17 protein-coding genes and 1 pseudogene are annotated in these 19155 nt (G+C 28.4%); 1 reads left to right on the forward strand and 17 read right to left on the reverse strand.

The window, feature by feature from the left end:
- Nucleotides 1-90: 90 nt before the first annotated feature.
- From KGF46_RS10410 to treC, 9 genes are all read right to left on the reverse strand, one after another.
- Nucleotides 91-1326, reverse strand: a complete 1236-nt coding sequence (locus tag KGF46_RS10410) for a glycosyltransferase family 4 protein (RefSeq protein WP_227840104.1) — start codon at nt 1324-1326, stop codon at nt 91-93.
- A 44-nt stretch (nt 1327-1370) separates the two neighbouring features.
- The gene (locus tag KGF46_RS10415) at nt 1371-2225 is read right to left on the reverse strand and encodes a hypothetical protein (RefSeq protein ID WP_227840105.1); all 855 of its coding nucleotides are present in this window, start codon (nt 2223-2225) and stop codon (nt 1371-1373) included.
- 128 nt (nt 2226-2353) lie between these two features.
- Nucleotides 2354-3529: a phosphoribosylaminoimidazolecarboxamide formyltransferase gene (locus KGF46_RS10420; RefSeq protein WP_227861966.1), complete on the reverse strand. Its 1176-nt coding sequence runs from the start codon at nt 3527-3529 to the stop codon at nt 2354-2356.
- 98 nt (nt 3530-3627) lie between these two features.
- Nucleotides 3628-4512: a fumarylacetoacetate hydrolase family protein gene (locus KGF46_RS10425; protein ID WP_227861967.1), complete on the reverse strand. Its 885-nt coding sequence runs from the start codon at nt 4510-4512 to the stop codon at nt 3628-3630.
- A gap of 354 nt (nt 4513-4866) precedes the next feature.
- The gene (locus KGF46_RS10430; RefSeq protein WP_227830140.1) at nt 4867-5379 is read right to left on the reverse strand and encodes a PTS glucose transporter subunit IIA; all 513 of its coding nucleotides are present in this window, start codon (nt 5377-5379) and stop codon (nt 4867-4869) included.
- Nucleotides 5380-5439: 60 nt separating this feature from the next.
- Entirely contained in the window at nt 5440-6222 is a 783-nt protein-coding gene (locus tag KGF46_RS10435) for a sulfite exporter TauE/SafE family protein (protein ID WP_227840108.1), read from the reverse strand.
- Between the two features lie 92 nt (nt 6223-6314).
- Complete coding sequence (locus KGF46_RS10440) at nt 6315-7436, reverse strand: radical SAM/SPASM domain-containing protein (protein ID WP_227843010.1); 1122 nt, start codon at nt 7434-7436, stop codon at nt 6315-6317.
- 64 nt (nt 7437-7500) lie between these two features.
- Entirely contained in the window at nt 7501-8865 is a 1365-nt protein-coding gene (locus tag KGF46_RS10445) for a sulfatase (protein ID WP_227830137.1), read from the reverse strand.
- Between the two features lie 18 nt (nt 8866-8883).
- Nucleotides 8884-10542, reverse strand: coding sequence for an alpha,alpha-phosphotrehalase (treC, locus tag KGF46_RS10450; RefSeq protein ID WP_227850780.1), 1659 nt, complete (start codon nt 10540-10542; stop codon nt 8884-8886).
- A gap of 281 nt (nt 10543-10823) precedes the next feature.
- Between treC and treB the strand changes: the two genes are divergently transcribed.
- The gene (gene treB / locus KGF46_RS10455; protein ID WP_227861968.1) at nt 10824-12263 is read left to right on the forward strand and encodes a PTS trehalose transporter subunit IIBC; all 1440 of its coding nucleotides are present in this window, start codon (nt 10824-10826) and stop codon (nt 12261-12263) included.
- Between the two features lie 111 nt (nt 12264-12374).
- On the opposite strand, the gene treR is transcribed toward treB, so the two are convergent.
- The 8 genes and pseudogenes from treR to KGF46_RS10495 form a co-directional block, all read right to left on the reverse strand.
- On the reverse strand, nt 12375-13088 hold the full coding sequence (treR, locus tag KGF46_RS10460) for a trehalose operon repressor (protein ID WP_227830134.1): 714 nt from the start codon (nt 13086-13088) through the stop codon (nt 12375-12377).
- A 307-nt stretch (nt 13089-13395) separates the two neighbouring features.
- Nucleotides 13396-14091 carry a CPBP family intramembrane glutamic endopeptidase gene (locus KGF46_RS10465; protein WP_227830133.1) on the reverse strand — a complete coding sequence of 232 codons (696 nt, stop codon included), beginning with the start codon at nt 14089-14091 and terminating at the stop codon, nt 13396-13398.
- 28 nt (nt 14092-14119) lie between these two features.
- Nucleotides 14120-14431 carry a helix-turn-helix domain-containing protein gene (locus KGF46_RS10470; protein ID WP_227433351.1) on the reverse strand — a complete coding sequence of 104 codons (312 nt, stop codon included), beginning with the start codon at nt 14429-14431 and terminating at the stop codon, nt 14120-14122.
- A gap of 189 nt (nt 14432-14620) precedes the next feature.
- A pseudogene (locus KGF46_RS10475) lies at nt 14621-14827 on the reverse strand (NAD(P)H nitroreductase); the annotation flags it as partial.
- A 144-nt stretch (nt 14828-14971) separates the two neighbouring features.
- A complete protein-coding gene (locus KGF46_RS10480) occupies nt 14972-15466 on the reverse strand; it encodes a GNAT family N-acetyltransferase (RefSeq protein WP_227843014.1) in 495 nt (164 codons plus the stop codon).
- A 33-nt stretch (nt 15467-15499) separates the two neighbouring features.
- Nucleotides 15500-15949 (reverse strand): MarR family winged helix-turn-helix transcriptional regulator, encoded by a 450-nt coding sequence (locus tag KGF46_RS10485; protein ID WP_227830131.1) that lies wholly within the window; start codon nt 15947-15949, stop codon nt 15500-15502.
- Between the two features lie 250 nt (nt 15950-16199).
- Nucleotides 16200-17192: an isocitrate/isopropylmalate dehydrogenase family protein gene (locus KGF46_RS10490; RefSeq protein ID WP_227482972.1), complete on the reverse strand. Its 993-nt coding sequence runs from the start codon at nt 17190-17192 to the stop codon at nt 16200-16202.
- A 20-nt stretch (nt 17193-17212) separates the two neighbouring features.
- Nucleotides 17213-19138 (reverse strand): aconitate hydratase, encoded by a 1926-nt coding sequence (locus tag KGF46_RS10495; protein WP_227850778.1) that lies wholly within the window; start codon nt 19136-19138, stop codon nt 17213-17215.
- Nucleotides 19139-19155 lie beyond the last annotated feature (17 nt).

A 19155-nucleotide genomic window follows, 5' to 3' on the forward strand; every position in this document is an offset into this window, starting at 1 on the left:
TCAAAATAAATATATTTAGTATCAGTATAATATAAATTCGCTTAAAAGTAGTGTAAAAATAGTTACACTTTTTTTATAATTTAAATCACTCTAAATTAGACACATCTCGTCCATTAAAATAACTTCATTCATCCTATAAGCTAAACCATCCCATGTTTTTTTTGACATATCTACAGATGACCTTTTCTCCAAATGAGACAATAGATATTGTATTTTAAAATCTATTGCATTACATAAATTCTTCTCAAAGATAGATAACTCTTCTTCGTTTGGAATACCATCTAAACTCATAGAAGGCAACATTACATATTCTATCTTTCCAGAATCATTAATCTCACTACCAATCCATTCTCTAACGCCAGGAATATCAGTGGTAATTACATCAAGTCCACATGATAAGGCCTCTAAAACTACAACTGGCAACCCTTCATAAAACGATGGTAAAACAAATATATGTGACTTATTAAATAACTCAGCTAAGTCACTTTGGTCTAATTTTCCTAAGAAATTCATTTTAAATGGAGATTGACTTGCAAGCTTAACAATCTCATTATAAGATTCAACATCACTTCCTGTACCTGCAAAATTGACTTCTATTAAATCTTTACGATATACTAGTCCAGATATAGCTTTTATAAATGGAATCAATCCTTTTGATTTGCATATCTTTCCTGCAAATACTATCCTTATCTTATCATTTTTTATTTTATAATTTTTATCATAAAATACACTATCATTATATCCACTACCAATTACAACTACTTTACTGTCGCTTACTCCAAAAGTCTTTATAATATCATCTTTTTGCTTTTTATGAAGAGCAAATATTAAATCCAAATTTTTTATATTTGATATTATATATTCTTTTTCTAAATCGATAGTATTTAACTGTCTTAAGCAAGTCCCATGACAAACAGACATAACTTTAATATCTTTCACAATCTCTCTGACAAATGCAGTTAAAAGATATAAATGATGACATATTATAATATCTGGCTTAAAATCTTCCATAGCTCTGTCTATATTTATTTTAAATTGATGTTTTAATCTATTTAGCATTTCTACATTTAAATCTCTATATCTAGTACTTTCATATGGCATAGAATCACTCATTCCTACAACAGGAAAATTTAGTTCTCCACAATTATACTTTACTGGATAAAAACTTACATCACTTGAAAAACAGTTTACATTGTCATTAACATCTATCCCTGCAATTACAGCTTGCTCATGACCTATTTTTTCAAACCCTTTTATCATACCACACATGTATATTCCACTACCCGTACTATTTGGTTTTTGTGTTATTATATGAAGAATTTTCACTTTTTTACTTACCGCCCCTCTAAAATTAAACAATTTCATATAATTTAATCGTTATATATATCCAGATACAAACAGGAAGAATCATCTTTTACTTTGAATCTTGGAACCTTAATTGCTTTATAGTCATTATCCTCAAAGTCTCTAACTTTATTATGTATATATCCTATGCCAAATTTTTCTGCTATACGTATCAATTCTTCTTCTTTTATGAGGTTATACCTATCACAGGCACTTGTAAAACCATCACTTGTTAACATCAATTGAAAATCTTTTTTTATTTCTAAGTATCCGTATATTGAGTTTTCTACAGCATCCTCATCAAAATCCAATATCCAGTATCCATCTTTAGTATTCTTTTTCAATCTATTGCTTACTATTGTATCCATGACACTTGACTTTATCTCATCAAAAGTCATTTCTTCTAAATTAGAAAGCTTACTCATTTCATCAAACACAGCATTATCAAATTTACAAATAGTTCTATCTTTTATGACTTTAGAATCTCCATTTTTAATAAATAAAGAACAATCTCCTAATAAAAAATACTCTACTTTATTTTCATGAAATTTAATAATAGCTATAGAACTTGATGGTAAATCTAATTTTTCCACCTTTATTCCATTTAATTTCATCTCATACTCTTTTTTAATTTCTATTATCCCACTATTGATAATGCTCTTTAATGATTCTTCTCTATTCATATTTTTATATAAATACTTATTCCACCACTGAACATACCATCTTGCATCACTTTCATTTGATATTAAGTTTTTTCCATTGAGCCCTGTTGCACCATCCAAAACCCATGCTCCAAATGGACTTATACCAACTACATCTTCATTAAATTTAGCTGTACCTTGACTACACAATAGGCTATAGTCTCTTATATTTAAAGCCATATCATCCTCCAAATTGAATATCTAAAAATAAAGTTCTATTTAAAATTATACAGCAAATAAAAAAATCTACAACAAAACTCGTTGTAGATTTTTAATTTAATCAGTATTTATTTTATATTTTTTATACTTTAGTGATGGAATAATCTATTTTTAGTAAATGCCATAACTATATTGTACTTGTTACAAGTTAATATAACATTATCATCACGAATAGAGCCACCTGGTTGTGCTATAAAACTTACTCCACTTCTTTTAGCACGTTCTATATTGTCTCCAAATGGGAAAAATGCATCAGAACCAAGAGCTACTCCTGTTAAAGTTTTAAGCCATTCTCTTTTACCTTCTCCAGTAAGAGGTTCTGGTTTTTCTTCAAATAAATTCTGCCATATACCATCAGCAAGTACATCCATATAATCATCAGAAAGGTATACATCAATAGTATTATCTCTATCTGGACGACCTATATCTTTTTTAAATTTTAAATTTAATACTTTAGGATGTTGACGAAGATACCAAATATCTGCCTTATTACCTGCAAGTCTAGTGCAGTGAATACGTGATTGTTGTCCTGCACCTACTCCTATTACTTGTCCATCTTTAGCATAGCAAACTGAATTTGACTGTGTATATTTTAATGTGATAAGAGCTATAATTAAATCACGCTTTGCACTATCTGTAAAGATTTTATTATCAGTTGGAATATCTTTTAATAAGTCTTCATTTATTAATATTTCGTTTCTACCTTGTTCAAAAGTGATTCCATAAACATCCTTTGTTTCAATAGGTTCAGGAGTATAATTTTCATCAATTTTTACAATATTGTAATTCCCTTTACGCTTTCCTTTTAATATCTCAAGAGCCTCGTCTGTGTACCCTGGGGCTATTATACCATCAGAAACTTCTCTCGCTATAATAGTCGCAGTCTCTTTATCACACACATCTGAAAGTGCTATAAAATCTCCATAAGAAGACATTCTATCTGCCCCTCTTGCCATTGCATAAGCACAAGCTAATGGAGAAAGCTCTAAATCATCAACAAAGTATATTTGTTTTAAAGTATCTGATAAAGGTATTCCTACTGCTGCACCTGCTGGACTTACATGTTTAAATGAAGTTGCTGCTGGAAGACCAGTAGCCTCTTTCAATTCTTTTACAAGTTGCCAACTATTAAATGCATCCAAAAAATTTATGTATCCAGGCTTTCCATTTAATACTTCTATAGGAAGTTCTCCATTTTTCATATAAATTTTTGATGGTTTTTGGTTTGGATTACAGCCATACTTTAGTTCTAGTTCTTTTGCCATACACTCATCCCTCTCTATAGTAAATTAATCTTGAATTTGATTAATTCCATATTAATTAAATTATTCGTACTAATAAAATTATATGGCATATTTATCCATTAATCAACTATATTTTTTAAAACTCCTATCCCTTCGACTTTACATTCGACTACATCACCATGTTTTAAATATACTTGAGGATTCATTCCCATAGCAACACCTGCTGGAGTTCCAGTTGAAATTATATCTCCTGGCTTTAGAGTCATTCCTCTTGATAAATCACTTATTACAGTAGGTATATCAAATATAAAGTATTCTGTATTAGAATCTTGTCTTACTTCTCCATTTACCACACTACTTATATCTAGTTTTAAAGGATGCTCAAATTCTTCTTTATGTACTATGCAAGGTCCCATAGATGTATGTGTATCTAAACTTTTTCCTCTATACCACTGCACGTGTTTATCTTGAAGTGCTCTTTCACTTATATCATTCATTATTGTATATCCAAATATATATTCATAGGCATCTTCTTTTGATATGTTTATACCTTCTTTTCCTATAATTACTGCAAGTTCTGATTCATAATCCAACTTTTCTACTAAATCTCCATGTAAACTTATCTTATCATCCACTCCAATTGCCTTATCTGCTCTTTTAGAGAAATAAATTGGATAGTCTGGCATAACTACATTTTTTATAACACCATCTGGAATTTCATTGACATGGTCTTTATAGTTTAAACCTAAACATATAATATCTTTTTTAGGTCTTACAATTGGGGAACATAATTTCACTTCTTCTAACTTATAACACTTTGCATTTTCAAATGAATGGTTTTTTATTTTTTCTAAATCTCCAGTAGATACATTTTCAATAAAATCATTCATATCTGTATATAATTTGCTTAATCCCAAACTATTAATTTCATATATACTATTTGTTTCTGAGTTAAATACACCTATATTTTCTTCATTGCCAGTACAGAAAGTTACAAATTTCATTTCTATTCCTCCATTCAATAAGTTGATTAATAATATTTTATTTTTATTAGTTTATATCAATTGTAATAGATAATATATATATGTCAATATATATTTAAAAATAGAGTTCTAAAAAGTATAACAATTCATAAATATCAGAAATTATCAAAAATAAGATAATTAGTAAAAGTAATATAATTATAAGAAGATTGTTTTAAAAAACTTTATTTATGCAGATAAATTTTCTATAAAACACAATAAAAAAAGGTACCCTTAATAAAATAAGCATACCTACACTCTTTCAATATTATTATATCCAGCCATTTTATAGTTATAATATTTTTTATTTAGACAAAACCTCTTGGTAAAACCTATTTACTTATAAACTTTCATTAAATCTTCTCCAATACATATATCTCCGGTTCTTAAAATTTCAACTTTATCTATGTCATAAGAATTGGTTATAACTATAGGAGTTATTACAGATTTAACGCTTTTTTTAATTTTTTCTAAATCAAATCTTATAAGTTTTTGCCCACAGTAGACTTTATCTCCTGCATTTACTAATACTTCAAATCCATCTCCATTCATCTTTACAGTATCTAATCCTATATGTATTAGTATCTCCAAATCATCTTCACTCTTTATGCATATAGCATGCTTAGATGGCAAAAATACTTGAATTACCTCCCCATCGACAGGAGAAGATACGACTCCTTCTTGTGGTTCTATAGCAATCCCATCACCTAGCATTTTACTAGAAAAAGCACCATCAGGAACATCAGTTATACTTAATACTTTCCCTGTAAGTGGCGATTGTAATACTCCTTTTATATAATTACTTTTTACTTCTTCATTTTTATTTTTTGAGAATAACTTTTTGAACATATTAAATCTCCTCATTCCAATAATTTAAATTGACTTCTCGTGTTATCTACATTATACACTTTAATTCATAAAATATATTACTTGAAATATACTGTATATATTTATTCCAGTAATAATTATAGTCATATACGAGAACATATATTTAACTCTTTTGTCATCCATATTTTTACTAATCGAGGAACCTATAATTCCTCCTAATACTGCTCCTATTATCATAAAAGGTAATCCAGATAAATCATATATACCAAACCCTGTATTTATGAAAACTGTAACTAACTTTGAAATATTAGAAAATAAAATAGTTATAATGGAATTAAACGCAGCTTCTTTAGCTGATAATCCAAATAATATTGTAAACACAGCCACATTTATAGGACCTCCACCTATTCCTAAAAATGAAGATATAACCCCTAAAAAAATGCCAACAATAAAATATGTAATGTTAGTATTAAACTTAACATTTAAACTTTTATCTTTATATAAATAAACCATTACTAACAAAATAATCATTATAATATTTTGAGTTATTTTTATTATAGAAGGATTATTTACATATGAAATAGATAAATCTAATAACCTTTGACCTATAGTCCCTCCTAATACTGATGCTCCACCAATTAAAATAAGTCTAAAGTTTATTTTAAAAAGTTTTGATTTAATTTGTTTATATACAGAAACAATTGCCATCGATAATACAGTAAATGATGATAACACACTTATTGTCGAAACATCAAATACTCCAATCAAATCTAGCACTGGCTTTATTATTACCCCTCCACCAATACCCGTTATAGCTCCTATAGTTGTTGAAAGTATAGCTATTACAAATAAAATTACATTCATTTAAAATCATCCTAACTAAATTTACTCTGCTCAAAACCCTTTAATTATACATAATTTTTAATCACTTTAACTTAGAATTATAAATACTAAAATTATTTTAGTATTTGATTTTTATATACTAATACTGATATTTTTTCTAGGTCACTAAAAGTAGACATTAAAAATTCTTTATATCCACAGTAATTGTTACTAGAGTCAATATACATAGAATTTTTCATTCTTTTGCATCCACTACCACATATTTTGTAAAAATTACAATTTAAACAAATACTTTCTTTCTTTATATCTTTATGCAAAAATTCTTGCATTTTAGATTTTCTTAAAATATCCAACAAAGTGTTATCTTTTATATTACCTAAATTAAAGTTATCTAGTACATAAAAATCACATGGATATACACTTCCATCAGCCTCTATTACAAATTGTGGTTGGCATTTTCCAATTATCCCACAGGTACTAGGAATTCCTGTAATTAAAATGGATATAAGATTATCAAACAAATTAATACTTATATAATTTCCTTTATTGAACTCATTTTTCCAAAGCTTAAATATTATTTTATAAAAGTATGCAAAATATTTAGGTTCTAAAGAGTACTCTGACTTAGTTTTACAGTCTAAATCATCTAAACAAGGGATAAACTGTATATACTTCACATCGTTTGCTTTTATAAAATTAAAAACCTCTTTTGGATTAAGTGCAATCTGATTTGTCAGAACACATAGTATGTTAAAGTCTATTTTGTATATTTCCAGTAGTTTTTTTGTATTTATTACATCTATATAACTTCCCTTATTATTTGAATATACACGATTTTTATTATGTAAATCTTCTAGTAAATCTAATGATAATCCTACTAAAAAATTATTTTTCTTTAAGAACTCACACCATTGATTATCAATAAGAGTTCCATTCGTTTGAATAGAGTAGTTTACTGTTATATTTTTTTCCATTTTACCAACATACTCAATAAAATATTGGAAAAATTTTAATCCCACTAAAGTAGGCTCTCCACCTTGAAAAGCAAATGTAACTCTATCTCCATTATCCAAAATTTCAAATGTATTATTTACTATGTTTTTTACAGTATCCTCCTGCATAATACCATAGGATTTTACTTCTCTTAAATCGCTCACATTTGCATAAAAACAATATTTACATCTCAAATTACATAACGATGAGACTGGTTTAATCAAAACTGATATACTTTTCATTATAAAAAACCTTCTTTTTTATATATTTTTACTTATTTAATGTTTTTTACTTGTTTAATATTTTCTACTTATCAGATAATAGTCTATAATATTCTTCTCTTCCTGGATAAGCTCTACCCTCTTCTATTTCTGTTTTCCATCTACTTGAACCTGTCCCTTTTACAGGTCCTTTTAAAAGTGGGTCATTCGTTTCTAACATCCAATTATCAACTTTCTTTCTCAATTCATTTGCTATGTCTTGATAATCTGAATCATTTATTAGATTATTTTCTTCTAGTGGGTCTTTTCTTAAATCATAAAGTTCTTCTTTATCATTAGGAACATAAAATTTATCTCTAACAGCTTTACCTGATAAACTCAAATGTGAATCAACTGTAATATATACTTTAGGCCCATCTTCAAAATTTCTAACATAGCTATATTCATTAGTCCTTATGCCTCTCATTGGTCTATATTGATCATGCCATGTCATCTCTGTAAAGAATGAGTCTCTACCTATATCTTCATTTGTTTTTAATAAATTGGCAAAACTTTCTCCATCTATATTCTTAGGAATTTCAGCTTCAATTAAATCTAGTATAGTTGGCAATAAATCAACATTACATAATAGTGCTTCTTTTTTCACATTTTTTTGAGAAGAATTAGGTAATAAAATTATAAGCGCTGTCTCTAATCCTGCTTCTTTTAGCATTCCTTTCGCTCCTGGAAATGCAACTCCATGGTCTGTTGTCAGTATAACAATTGTATTTTTATCTAATCCTGTTTCTTGTAATTTATTGTATATTTTGCCTATTGCCTCATCCAGTACTTTTGCTGAACCATTATATAAAGCTATATCTTTTCTTACATCTTCTGTATCAGGTAAAAACTTAAATACTTCTACTTCATCCAATTTATCTGCATAAGGTTCATATTCATCAAAATCTCTATGTGTTTCAAAAAATCCTACACTTAAGTAAAATGGCTTTTCTTGATTTTCTTTATATTCCTCTAAGAATTTAACTACCTCTTTAGCAACCTTAGGAGCTCTATCCCCTGGAACCGCTATAAAATTATCATATCCTAAGTCATAGGTTGAAGAAAATACTCTATCTTTTATTGGTGGTGCTTCATTTATTGTTTCATGGCTTAGCCCTATTAATGTTGTTTCATATCCGTTTTTTTGTAACTCCATAGGAAGTGTTGTATGTTTAGAATCTATACAAAAACCTAGATGTGCAAGTCCCATTAACCCATTATTATGAGGGTATAATCCAGTTAATATACTTCCTCTACTTGGACTGCATTGAGGTGCTGCACAAAAATAATTATCAAATTGAATTCCTTCTTGAGCTAATTTATTTATACATGGAGTTTCCACATTATATCCATAGTTACTGAATTTTCTACCACTATCATGAGAAATCATAAGTAAAATATTTGGTTTCATTAATACTACCTCTTTCCATTATTTTTTTATATCCTTACTATAAAATGCTACTGTTTCATAAGGTCTTAACTTTAACTTAGGTTCTAAATCTCGCTTTTCATAATTCCCTATCAAATATGTAAGTGATTTTCCTAAAAATTCCTCACTAATCTCAACTTCAACTTCACAATCATAGAAGTTGTTAAATACTATTAATCTTTCATTTTCTAAGCTTCTAACATAAGCATAAACTTTATCATCATCTAGTAAAATTCCCTTATAAGAGCCTTCAGATATAATATTTAATTGCTTTCTTAAAGATATTAACTTTTGATAGAAATTAAAAATTGACCCTTCTTTAAGTTCCTTTTCAACATTTATCTCTTTATAATTTTCTGCTATTCTAATCCATGGCTTTCCATTTGTAAAACCTGAATTTAATTTGTCTGACCACTGCATAGGTGTACGACTATTATCTCTGGATTTGGACTTTATAATATTCATTATTGTTTCTTTTTCGATTTTATTTTTTAAAAATTCATTATACGCGTTATGAGTTTCAACATCTAAATAATCATCTATTTTTTCAAAGTTTGGATTTGTCATACCTATTTCTTCACCTTGATATATATACGGAGTTCCTCTTAATAGATGTATTGTAGCAGCTAACATTTTCGATGCTTCCACTCTATATTCTTCATTACAAAATCTGCTAATAGCTCTTGGTTGGTCATGATTATTCCAAAATAGTGCATTCCATCCACCACCACTTTCAATATTTTCTTGCCATTCATTTAAGAGTTTTTTCAGCATCATAAAGTCAAAAGGTATATCGCTCCACTTTTCTCCATTTTTATAATCTACTTTTAAATGGTGAAAATTAAATGTCATTGAAAGCTCTTTTTCTTCTGGAGAAGAATATAAGATACAATTTTCAATAGTTGTTGAAGACATTTCTCCAACAGTTGTTATGCCCTCAACTCTTCCAAAAGTTTCTTTGTTCATTTCTTTAATAAATTCATGGACAATAGGTTTATCTGTATACATTTCTTTTCCTATATTATTTGTAGAATCGTTCAATTCTTCATCTTTACCAATCACATTTATTACATCAAACCTAAACCCCTTAACACCTTTATCTATCCAAAAATTTACAACTTTATATAATTCTTCTCTAACATTAGGATTACGCCAGTTGAGGTCAGCTTGTGTAACATCATATAAGTGTAAGTAGTACTTATCTGTATTTCCAAATTTTCCCCAAGCATTTCCTCCAAATTTAGATTTCCAATTTGTCGGTAGTTGATTATTTTCTTTGCCCTCTCTAATAAAATAGAAATCTTGATACTTTTTATCTCCTGCCAAAGCTTTTTTAAACCATTCATGTTCTGTTGATGTGTGATTTAAGACCATATCCAGCATCAATTCTATATTATATTTTTTACTTTCATCTACTAACTCTTCAAAATCCTCCATAGTTCCAAACATAGAATCTATTGATGTATAGTCAGCAATATCATATCCATTATCCCTTTGTGGAGAAACAAAAAATGGGTTAATCCAAATTATATCTACACCTAATTTATATAAATAAGGTAATTTCTCTATAATTCCTTTTAAATCTCCTATCCCATCATCATTAGAATCATTAAATGATTTTGGATATATTTGATAAATAACTTTCTTCTTAAAATCCATATGCAAATTTCCCCTTTCATTTTTGTCTAGACAACTTTTATATTTTTATAATAAACCTTTTTTTTGTTAAAATCAATATTTACTCTAAACAAAAAAATATATTCCCTATAATCCTTCCATATTTTCTCTTATTTTTCTGATTTTCCAATAATATACAATTTATCTTTTAGCAATTAAATTTTAAAAATATTTAGGATAACGTTGACATAAAAATTTCTCTATGGTATATTATTTTCAAGATTTGTCTATACAACATCGTATTTTAAGAGGGAGGTAATTTTATGAGCACATTAAAAGAAAATACACATCATAAAGAGCAGGTTGAGCAAATCCTTGAAGCAATTGGGGGAGTAGAGAATATAATCTCTGCAACACACTGTATTACTAGATTAAGATTTGCTCTAAACTCAGAAAGTAAAGTTAATATAAAGCAATTAGAACAAATAGATATAGTGAAAGGAAGCTTTACCTCAAATGGTCAATTTCAAGTTATTATAGGGCCAGGTCTTGTAAATAAAGTTTATGCTACATTAATAGAAATTACTGGACTTAAAGAAGCAACAAAGGCTGAGGTTAAAGAGATTTCTAATAAAAAATTAAATCCACTTCAAAAAGCTATAAAGGTGTTGGCAGATATATTCATTCCTATATTGCCTGCTATAGTTGCCTCTGGTTTATTGATGGGGATAAATAATCTACTTGCTAACCCAGGAATTTTCTATGAACAACCCTTTTTAGAAGTTCATAGTAATTGGGCTGGTATATCTAATATGATTAATCTTATAGCAAATACTTCTTTTTCATTTTTACCTGCACTAATAGGTTGGTCAGCTGTCAAAAAGTTTGGAGGAAATCCTGTACTTGGTATTGTATTAGGTCTTATTTTAATTAATCCAGATTTAATGCCTGGTGCACAATACTCTAAAACACCTGAAGCTGTTACTTACTGGAATATATTAGGTTTTAATATTGCTAAAATAGGCTATCAAGGACAAGTAATCCCTGTTTTATGTTCTTCTTATCTTTTAGCGACAATCGAAAAGTTCTTAACTAAAAAAATTCCTGAGATGGTTCAGCTTATTTTTGTTGCTCCTCTTACATTGTTAATAACTGGTTTCTTAACATTCTCTATCATAGGACCTATAACAATGTCATTTGCCAATTTAATTACAAGTGGAATTCTTGGATTGTTTGAAATTAATGCAGTACTTGCAGGAGCACTTTTTGGATTCATATTGTCTCCATTAGTTATAACAGGTATGCATCACTTATTCTTAGGTATAAATTTACAAATGATAGGTACTTTAGGATTTGCTACATTATGGCCAATACAAGTTATGGCTAGCCTTGGGCAAGGCGCAGCAGCTTTGACAATGTTTTTTATATTAAAAAATAAAAAAATCAAGGGTGTTGCATTAACAGCTTCAATTTCAGCTTGGTTAGGTATTACTGAACCTGCAATATTTGGTATAAACTTACGTTATCGTTTCCCATTCATAGCATCTATGATAGGTGCAGGTATAGCTGGAGGAGTTGTATCTTACTTTAATGTTAAAGCAAGTTCTATAGGTATATCAGGGTTACCAGCGTTTTTATCTATATTTACAGACCAATGGAATGTTTACTTCTTAGCAATGGGGCTTTCTATAGCCATTACTTGTATCCTTACATACATATTCTCAAAGAGCAAATACTTTAATAAAGAATTTATAGAAAATTAAATAATATATGGTCTAATAAAAAAAGAGTGTCTAAATATACTGAAATCCAATCATTAGAATTTTGATTCAACAATTGAGGGTACAGTACAAAACAGACACTCTTTTATATAATTAAAGATTTCTTCTTCTTGCAAAATCTACAAATCTAAATGTATCAACTCTATGTCTAGATTCATGATACTGAAATAATCTTGTATCTTCTAAGTAAACTTCACTTCGTATCACTACAACATGTGTATCTGTTCCAATATCTAGCAATATTTTATCTTCTTCTGTAACAGGAGCTACTGTTACTTCTTTATTTGCATAACCTATTTTTAGTTCTAGATTTTTCTCTATATAATTAAATATTGAACTTTGAACTGCTGTTAATGGTATTTCTGGTATTATTTCAGATATAAAGTAATCTTTATCTAAAATAACAGCTTCTCCATTAATTTTTCTAAGTCTTTCAACTGCTATAACCTTAGTTTTTGTGTCTATATCTAGTTTTTTACAAATTTCTAAAGGCATAATCTCCTTTTTATTTTTTAGTACACTTATTTCTGTATCTAAATTTTTATTCTTTTGTAATTCATTGAAACTAATCAACCCTGACCCTTCTATTTCAAATTTATTTATATCTAAAACAATAGCCCCTTTACCTTGTTTTTTTTGTATAAACCCCTTCTCCAATAAAAGCGACTGCGCTTTTCTAATAGTTTCTCTTGATACTCGATATTTTTGAGCAAGCTTTACTTCGGTTGGTAAAAGCTCTCCTACTGCATATACATTATTTCTTATATCTTTCTCTAAATCTAAATATATTTCATAAAATTTCTTCAAGTAAATCACTCTCATTCATAATTAGTTTTAGTTTGTACACTCATCTCATTTTATATAAATATCATATTATGGGCTAAGCTGTCAAATAGTCTTGTTAATCTTTAAAGCAATAAATTACATAAGTAATATAATTAATTTCTTAAAATAATTTCCTACAAAAAAATAAACTCCAAATATTAGAGTTTATTTTATATATATAGCTATCATTCATTACCTTTATATGCTTGTTACAAGATAATTATATTATCTAAGTAGATATTATTTATATACTTATTACAAGATAATTATATTATTTAAGTAGATATAATCATATTATCTGTCTAATAAGTATAGTAAACAGACTTCTCAATATTATACAAAAGCTTACATCTTTAAATCTTGACTTAACAATACCAAGTACAATACCAAAAACAGTACCTATAATAATTTTTGAAATAATAACTTCAAATGTATAGTAAGAGTTATTATATAACATTATGTAATTATGTATAACATCTATATATCCTATATTATAAATACCAGATAATATAGATGTTATACATATAACTTTACTCTTTGATTTTATAAAATTGTTTAAATAATTCCATATGTACTCTCTAAAAAATAATTCTTCAAATACTGGAACTATTAATACAGATAAAGTCATCATAGTTACATAAAAAAACATATAGCCTCTATTGTAATAAATTGAGATTACCACTAGAGATAAAGCTACTATAAAAAGTATCAACTTACATCTTTTTATAAGTACATTATCTTTATTTTCATTGAAAGCTTCTGTGATTTTTCTATTTCTCACCTTATTATACAAAGGACTATTTTTTAAAAATAAAATTAATGATAACCCAACTATTGTAAAAGAAATTAAATTTACAATGTTAAAATTTTCAAGGGTAAATTCAAATTGACTTAGAAGTATATAATTTAAAATCATCCTTACTATCTGAACTATGAACATCAATGAAATAGAATCCATTATACATTTTTTATAACTATACTTCATCCCCAATTTAAATCACCCCATGTATATACTAATCGTAAAGTCCATTTAATACTCTACTCACAGTTGCTTTACTCCAACTTGTTTCACTTGAAATTTCTTTATAGCTTAAACCATCTCTTCTCAAGTTTTTTATATTATTTATATCATCATCAGTAATTTGTTTTTCCTTTGGCTTAAGACTATTTTTGTAGCTTCTAAGTCTATCTAATTCTGATTTTAAACTATCTACTTCAAACTGTTTTTTTTGAAGCTTACTCTCATAAGAGTCTCTCATTTCATTAAATTCTTTGATGTAGTTTACTTTCCAATCCTCATCAATCTTTGTTTTAAATATACCCATATTTGAACCTCCTTAAATTTTGTTACTCTAGTTATGTATCGATTATAAACATTAATTTCTATACTTATCTTTAAAATCCTTGTACATAACCCCTATATAAGTTAGTAAAATTCAGATATATTTTTACAATTTTAAATATATATTAACAATATCAAAAAAACATACTGTCTTAATATAATATATTATACATTAAAATTTATTAAAATGAACTTTTTCATAGTCCAAATCAGAGTCACAGTATGATTTTTTTTCTTCATCAGGGTAGCCTATAGAAATTATACATTCTACACTGTACTTATCAGGTATGTTCAGTTCATCTCTAATATATTTATCAGCATCTATACTATCATCATGCATCCTATTTCTTACTTGTATCCAGCAAGAACCTAATCCAAGCTCATGAGATTGAAGTTACTTCTTCTTTTTTTTAGAAATTCAATCATCTAAATCAACCCTTTCATAATAGCATACATCTGGCTTACATCATGCCCCTACTAATACTGAAAATGTATTCTCTAGCCTTTGTATGATAAATACTTTTTATAATATTTTATCATAACAATAGAAAGATTTCTCTTTTCCTAGGAAACTCATTTCACCAATTTTGATAAATCCACATTTTATAAGCAATGAATTCATCTTTGAGTTTATTGAATATGTATCACTCTTTAAATATGATACATCGTTTTCTTTAGCTAATTCTTCAGCAAAATCAACTAGTTTAGATGCAATTCCCATCTTTCTAAAACTTGGATTTACTGCCATTCTATGTACTACCATAGCCTTCTCATTAGACGACCAATTTAAATCTATGTATTCTTTAGGTTCATCATAATTAATACATATAAATCCTGCTATCTTTCCATCTACTTCTTCTACATATAAATCTTGTTTCTCAATATCAGAAACAAAGTCTTTATCTGATGGATAGTTTTCATCCCATTGTGTATTATTATAGCCTTTCATTTCCTCTACTGTTGATTTTATAATTCCCATGATACTATCTAAATCATTTATATTTGCTTTTCTAATCATAAAAATATCTCCTTATATTCATATATTAATTTACTACCTTTTTACTTTAAACCATTCTTCTTCTATATTTTTTCTCATTTTCTCTAGTATATTGTTTGCTGTTTGCTTCTCTTCATCTGTAAGATTATTAAAACAGATTTCTATACTTCTATTTTCTTCTTCAATTATTAACTCATATACTTCTAAAGATTTATTAGTTGGAGTTAAATTGTATCCTCTTTTATCAAACTCATCTTGCTTTTTATCCACATATCCTGCTTTTATTAACTTCTGTATAGCTTTGGTTGTAGTAGCCTTATCTACTTTTAACACATTTGATAATTCTACAAGGTTTATACCAGGATTTTCACAAATTCGTGTTAAAAAAGTAAATTGCCCTTTTTGTAACTTTAATTCTTTGTACTTCATATCATTTATTGAATTTACTGCTCTAGATAAAGTACCAACTTCTCTTAATATATTACTGTCTAAAGTTTTAATCAAATACACCTCCAATCAATACCTCTAAGTTTAAAATATATTTAGTTGAATTTTCAACTATATTTGTATATTACCATATATTGGTTGAATATTCAACTAAAAAAATAACTTTTTTACATTTATTTTTATTCATATTTTTGAATGGATGCTTATAAATATATAATTACAGAGCTAAAAAAAGAGCTGTTAATTGTCCCATATACAATTAACAGCTCTTTTTAGGCTTACATCATATTATTACTATAAATAACAACTAAATATATTTACATACCTCATCTGCAAATTCAGTAGTTGAAGCTGAACCACCTAAATCTACAGTTAATTTACTTCCATCAAGAAATACTTTTTCTAAAGCTGTTTCTATCTTTTGTGCATTTTCATATTCCCCTAGGTATCTAAGCATCATTACTGACGATTGAATAAGAGCTGTTGGATTAGCTTTATTTTGCCCAGCTATTTGTGGAGCACTTCCATGAACAGCTTCAAATATAGCACAATCTTTACCAATATTTGCACTTGGAATTATACCTAAGCCTCCAACAAGACCAGCTCCCAAATCAGATAGTATGTCTCCATAAAGATTTGGCATTACCATTACATCGTAGTTTTCTGGATTTAAAACTAAGTTCATAGCTGCTGCATCTACAATTAAATCATCATACTCGACACCATGTTTTGATGCTACTTCTCTAAATACATCTAAAAACAAGCCATCAGACATTTTCATTATGTTTGCTTTATGTATAGCTGTAACTTTTTTTCTCTTGTTATCTTTAACATAGTTACATGCAAAGTCAACAATTCTCTCACTTGCACCTCTTGTTATTATCTTTATACTTTCAGCTGCATAATCACCTATCTTATGTTCTATACCAGCATATAAGTCTTCTGTATTTTCTCTTACTACCACTAAATCAACATCTTCATATCTTGACTTTATACCTTTAAAACTCTTAATTGGTCTTAAGTTAACATATAAATCTAATGCTTGTCTTAAAGTTACATTTACACTTCTAAATCCTTTCCCTACAGGAGTAGTGATTGGACCTTTTATAGCTATTTTGTTCTTTTTTATACTATCTATAATATATTGAGGAAGTGGAGTTCCATATTCTTCAATAACTGCTTCTCCTGCATTAACTTCTTCCCATTCTATCTCTACCCCAGTAGCTTCTACAACCTTTTTCATAGCTTTCGCAACTTCTGGTCCTATTCCATCTCCTGGTATAAGTGTCACTTTATACATTAATATTCCCTCTTTTCATATTAATTAGCTTGATTCTTAGTGTAATTTAATTTTCCACCTGCTTTTAATACATCAACTTCTTTTGATGATAATTCTACTTTAACTTTGAAAGAAGTTCCTTTGCTTAAATTCTTAACCTCTAAAACACCACTATCTAAATTATCTAAAATATTTGGTATTTCCAGACTATCTAAAAGAGATAAATTTTCATAATCTTTTTCATCACAAAACTCCATTGGAATTATACCACTGTTTATTAAATTGGCTTTGTGTATTCTTGCAAAACTTTTTACTATTACTCCTTTAACACCAAGATATAATGGTGCTAAGGCAGCATGTTCTCTACTTGAACCTTGTCCATAGTTGTCTCCACCAATTATAAATCCACCATCATTATCTTTTGCTCTTTGAGGAAACTCTGTATCTACAGTATTAAAACAATAATTTGCAAGATATGGTATGTTACTTCTAAAAGGAAGTAACTTAGCATTTGATGGCATTATATGGTCAGTAGTTATATTATCTTCTGTCTTCAATATTACTTTTCCACTTATAGACTCACTTAGTTCTGTATTAAGAGGGAAAGGCTTTATATTAGGACCTCTAACTACTTCTACATCGCTTCCTACATCAGAAGGCTTTATTATCATACTATCATCTATTAAAAATTCATTTACATCTAAGTTTTCAAATTTAACATCAAATTCTCTTGGGTCTGTAAGTTCTCCTTTTATAGCACTTACTGCTGCTACTTCTGGGCTCACTAAATATACTTGTGCTGATAGAGTTCCACTTCTTCCATAGAAGTTTCTATTGAAAGTTCTTAAAGATACAGAATCAGTTCCTGGAGATTGACCCATACCTATACATGGCCCACAAGAATTTTCTAATATTCTAGCTCCAGCACTTATTATATCTCCTAAAGCTCCATTTCTAGCTATCATTTCCATAACCTGTCTTGAGCCTGGTGCTATTACCAAACTTACATTCTTATGAACTTTGTTGCCTTTTAAAATTTGGGCTACTTTCATTAAGTCTTCATAAGAAGAATTTGTACAGCTTCCTATCGCAACTTGGTCTATTTTAATCTTTCCTATATTTTCGACTTCATCTACATTGTCTGGACTATGAGGCTTTGCAGCTAATGGTTTTAATTCATCTAAGTTTATAGTAATCTCTTCATCATAAATTGCATCTGAATCAGATTTTAGCTCCATCCAAACATCTTCTCTTCCTTGACTCTTAAAAAACTCTAGTGTTTTTTCATCACTTGGGAATATTGAAGTAGTTGCTCCAAGTTCAGCTCCCATATTTGTTATTGTGGCTCTTTGTGGAACAGATAGATTTTTGACACCTTCTCCTCCATATTCATAGACTTTACCTACGCCTCCTTTTACAGTTTGTTTTCTCAACACTTCTAATATTATATCTTTTGAAGATACCATATTATTTAATTTTCCAACTAAGTTTACCTTACAGACTTTTGGTGCTTTTATATAGTATGCTCCTCCTGCCATAGCTAGAGCAACATCCAATCCCCCAGCACCAATAGCCATCATACCAACACCACCAGCAGTAGGTGTGTGGCTATCAGAACCCAAAAGTGTATCTCCTGGTGTTGAAAATCTTTCTAAAAACACTTGATGGCAGATACCATTTCCTGGTTTAGAAAAATAAACACCATATTTATCAGCTACTGTTTGTATATATTTATGGTCATCTGCATTTTCAAATCCTTGTTGTAACATATTATGGTCTACAAATGCAACGCTTCTTTTTGTTTTTACTTTATCTATGCCCATAGCTTCTAATTGAAGATATGTCATTGTTCCAGTGGAATCTTGTGTTAAAGTCTGGTCTATTTTTATCCCAATTGAATTGCCAGCAACAGCCTCTCCATCCACTATATGTTTTTTGATTATTTTATAAACTATATTATCTCCCATACTTTCCTCCTAAACAA

It is taken from the genome of Clostridioides sp. ZZV14-6153, from assembly GCF_020657855.1.
Classification (GTDB): Bacteria; Bacillota; Clostridia; order Peptostreptococcales; family Peptostreptococcaceae; genus Clostridioides.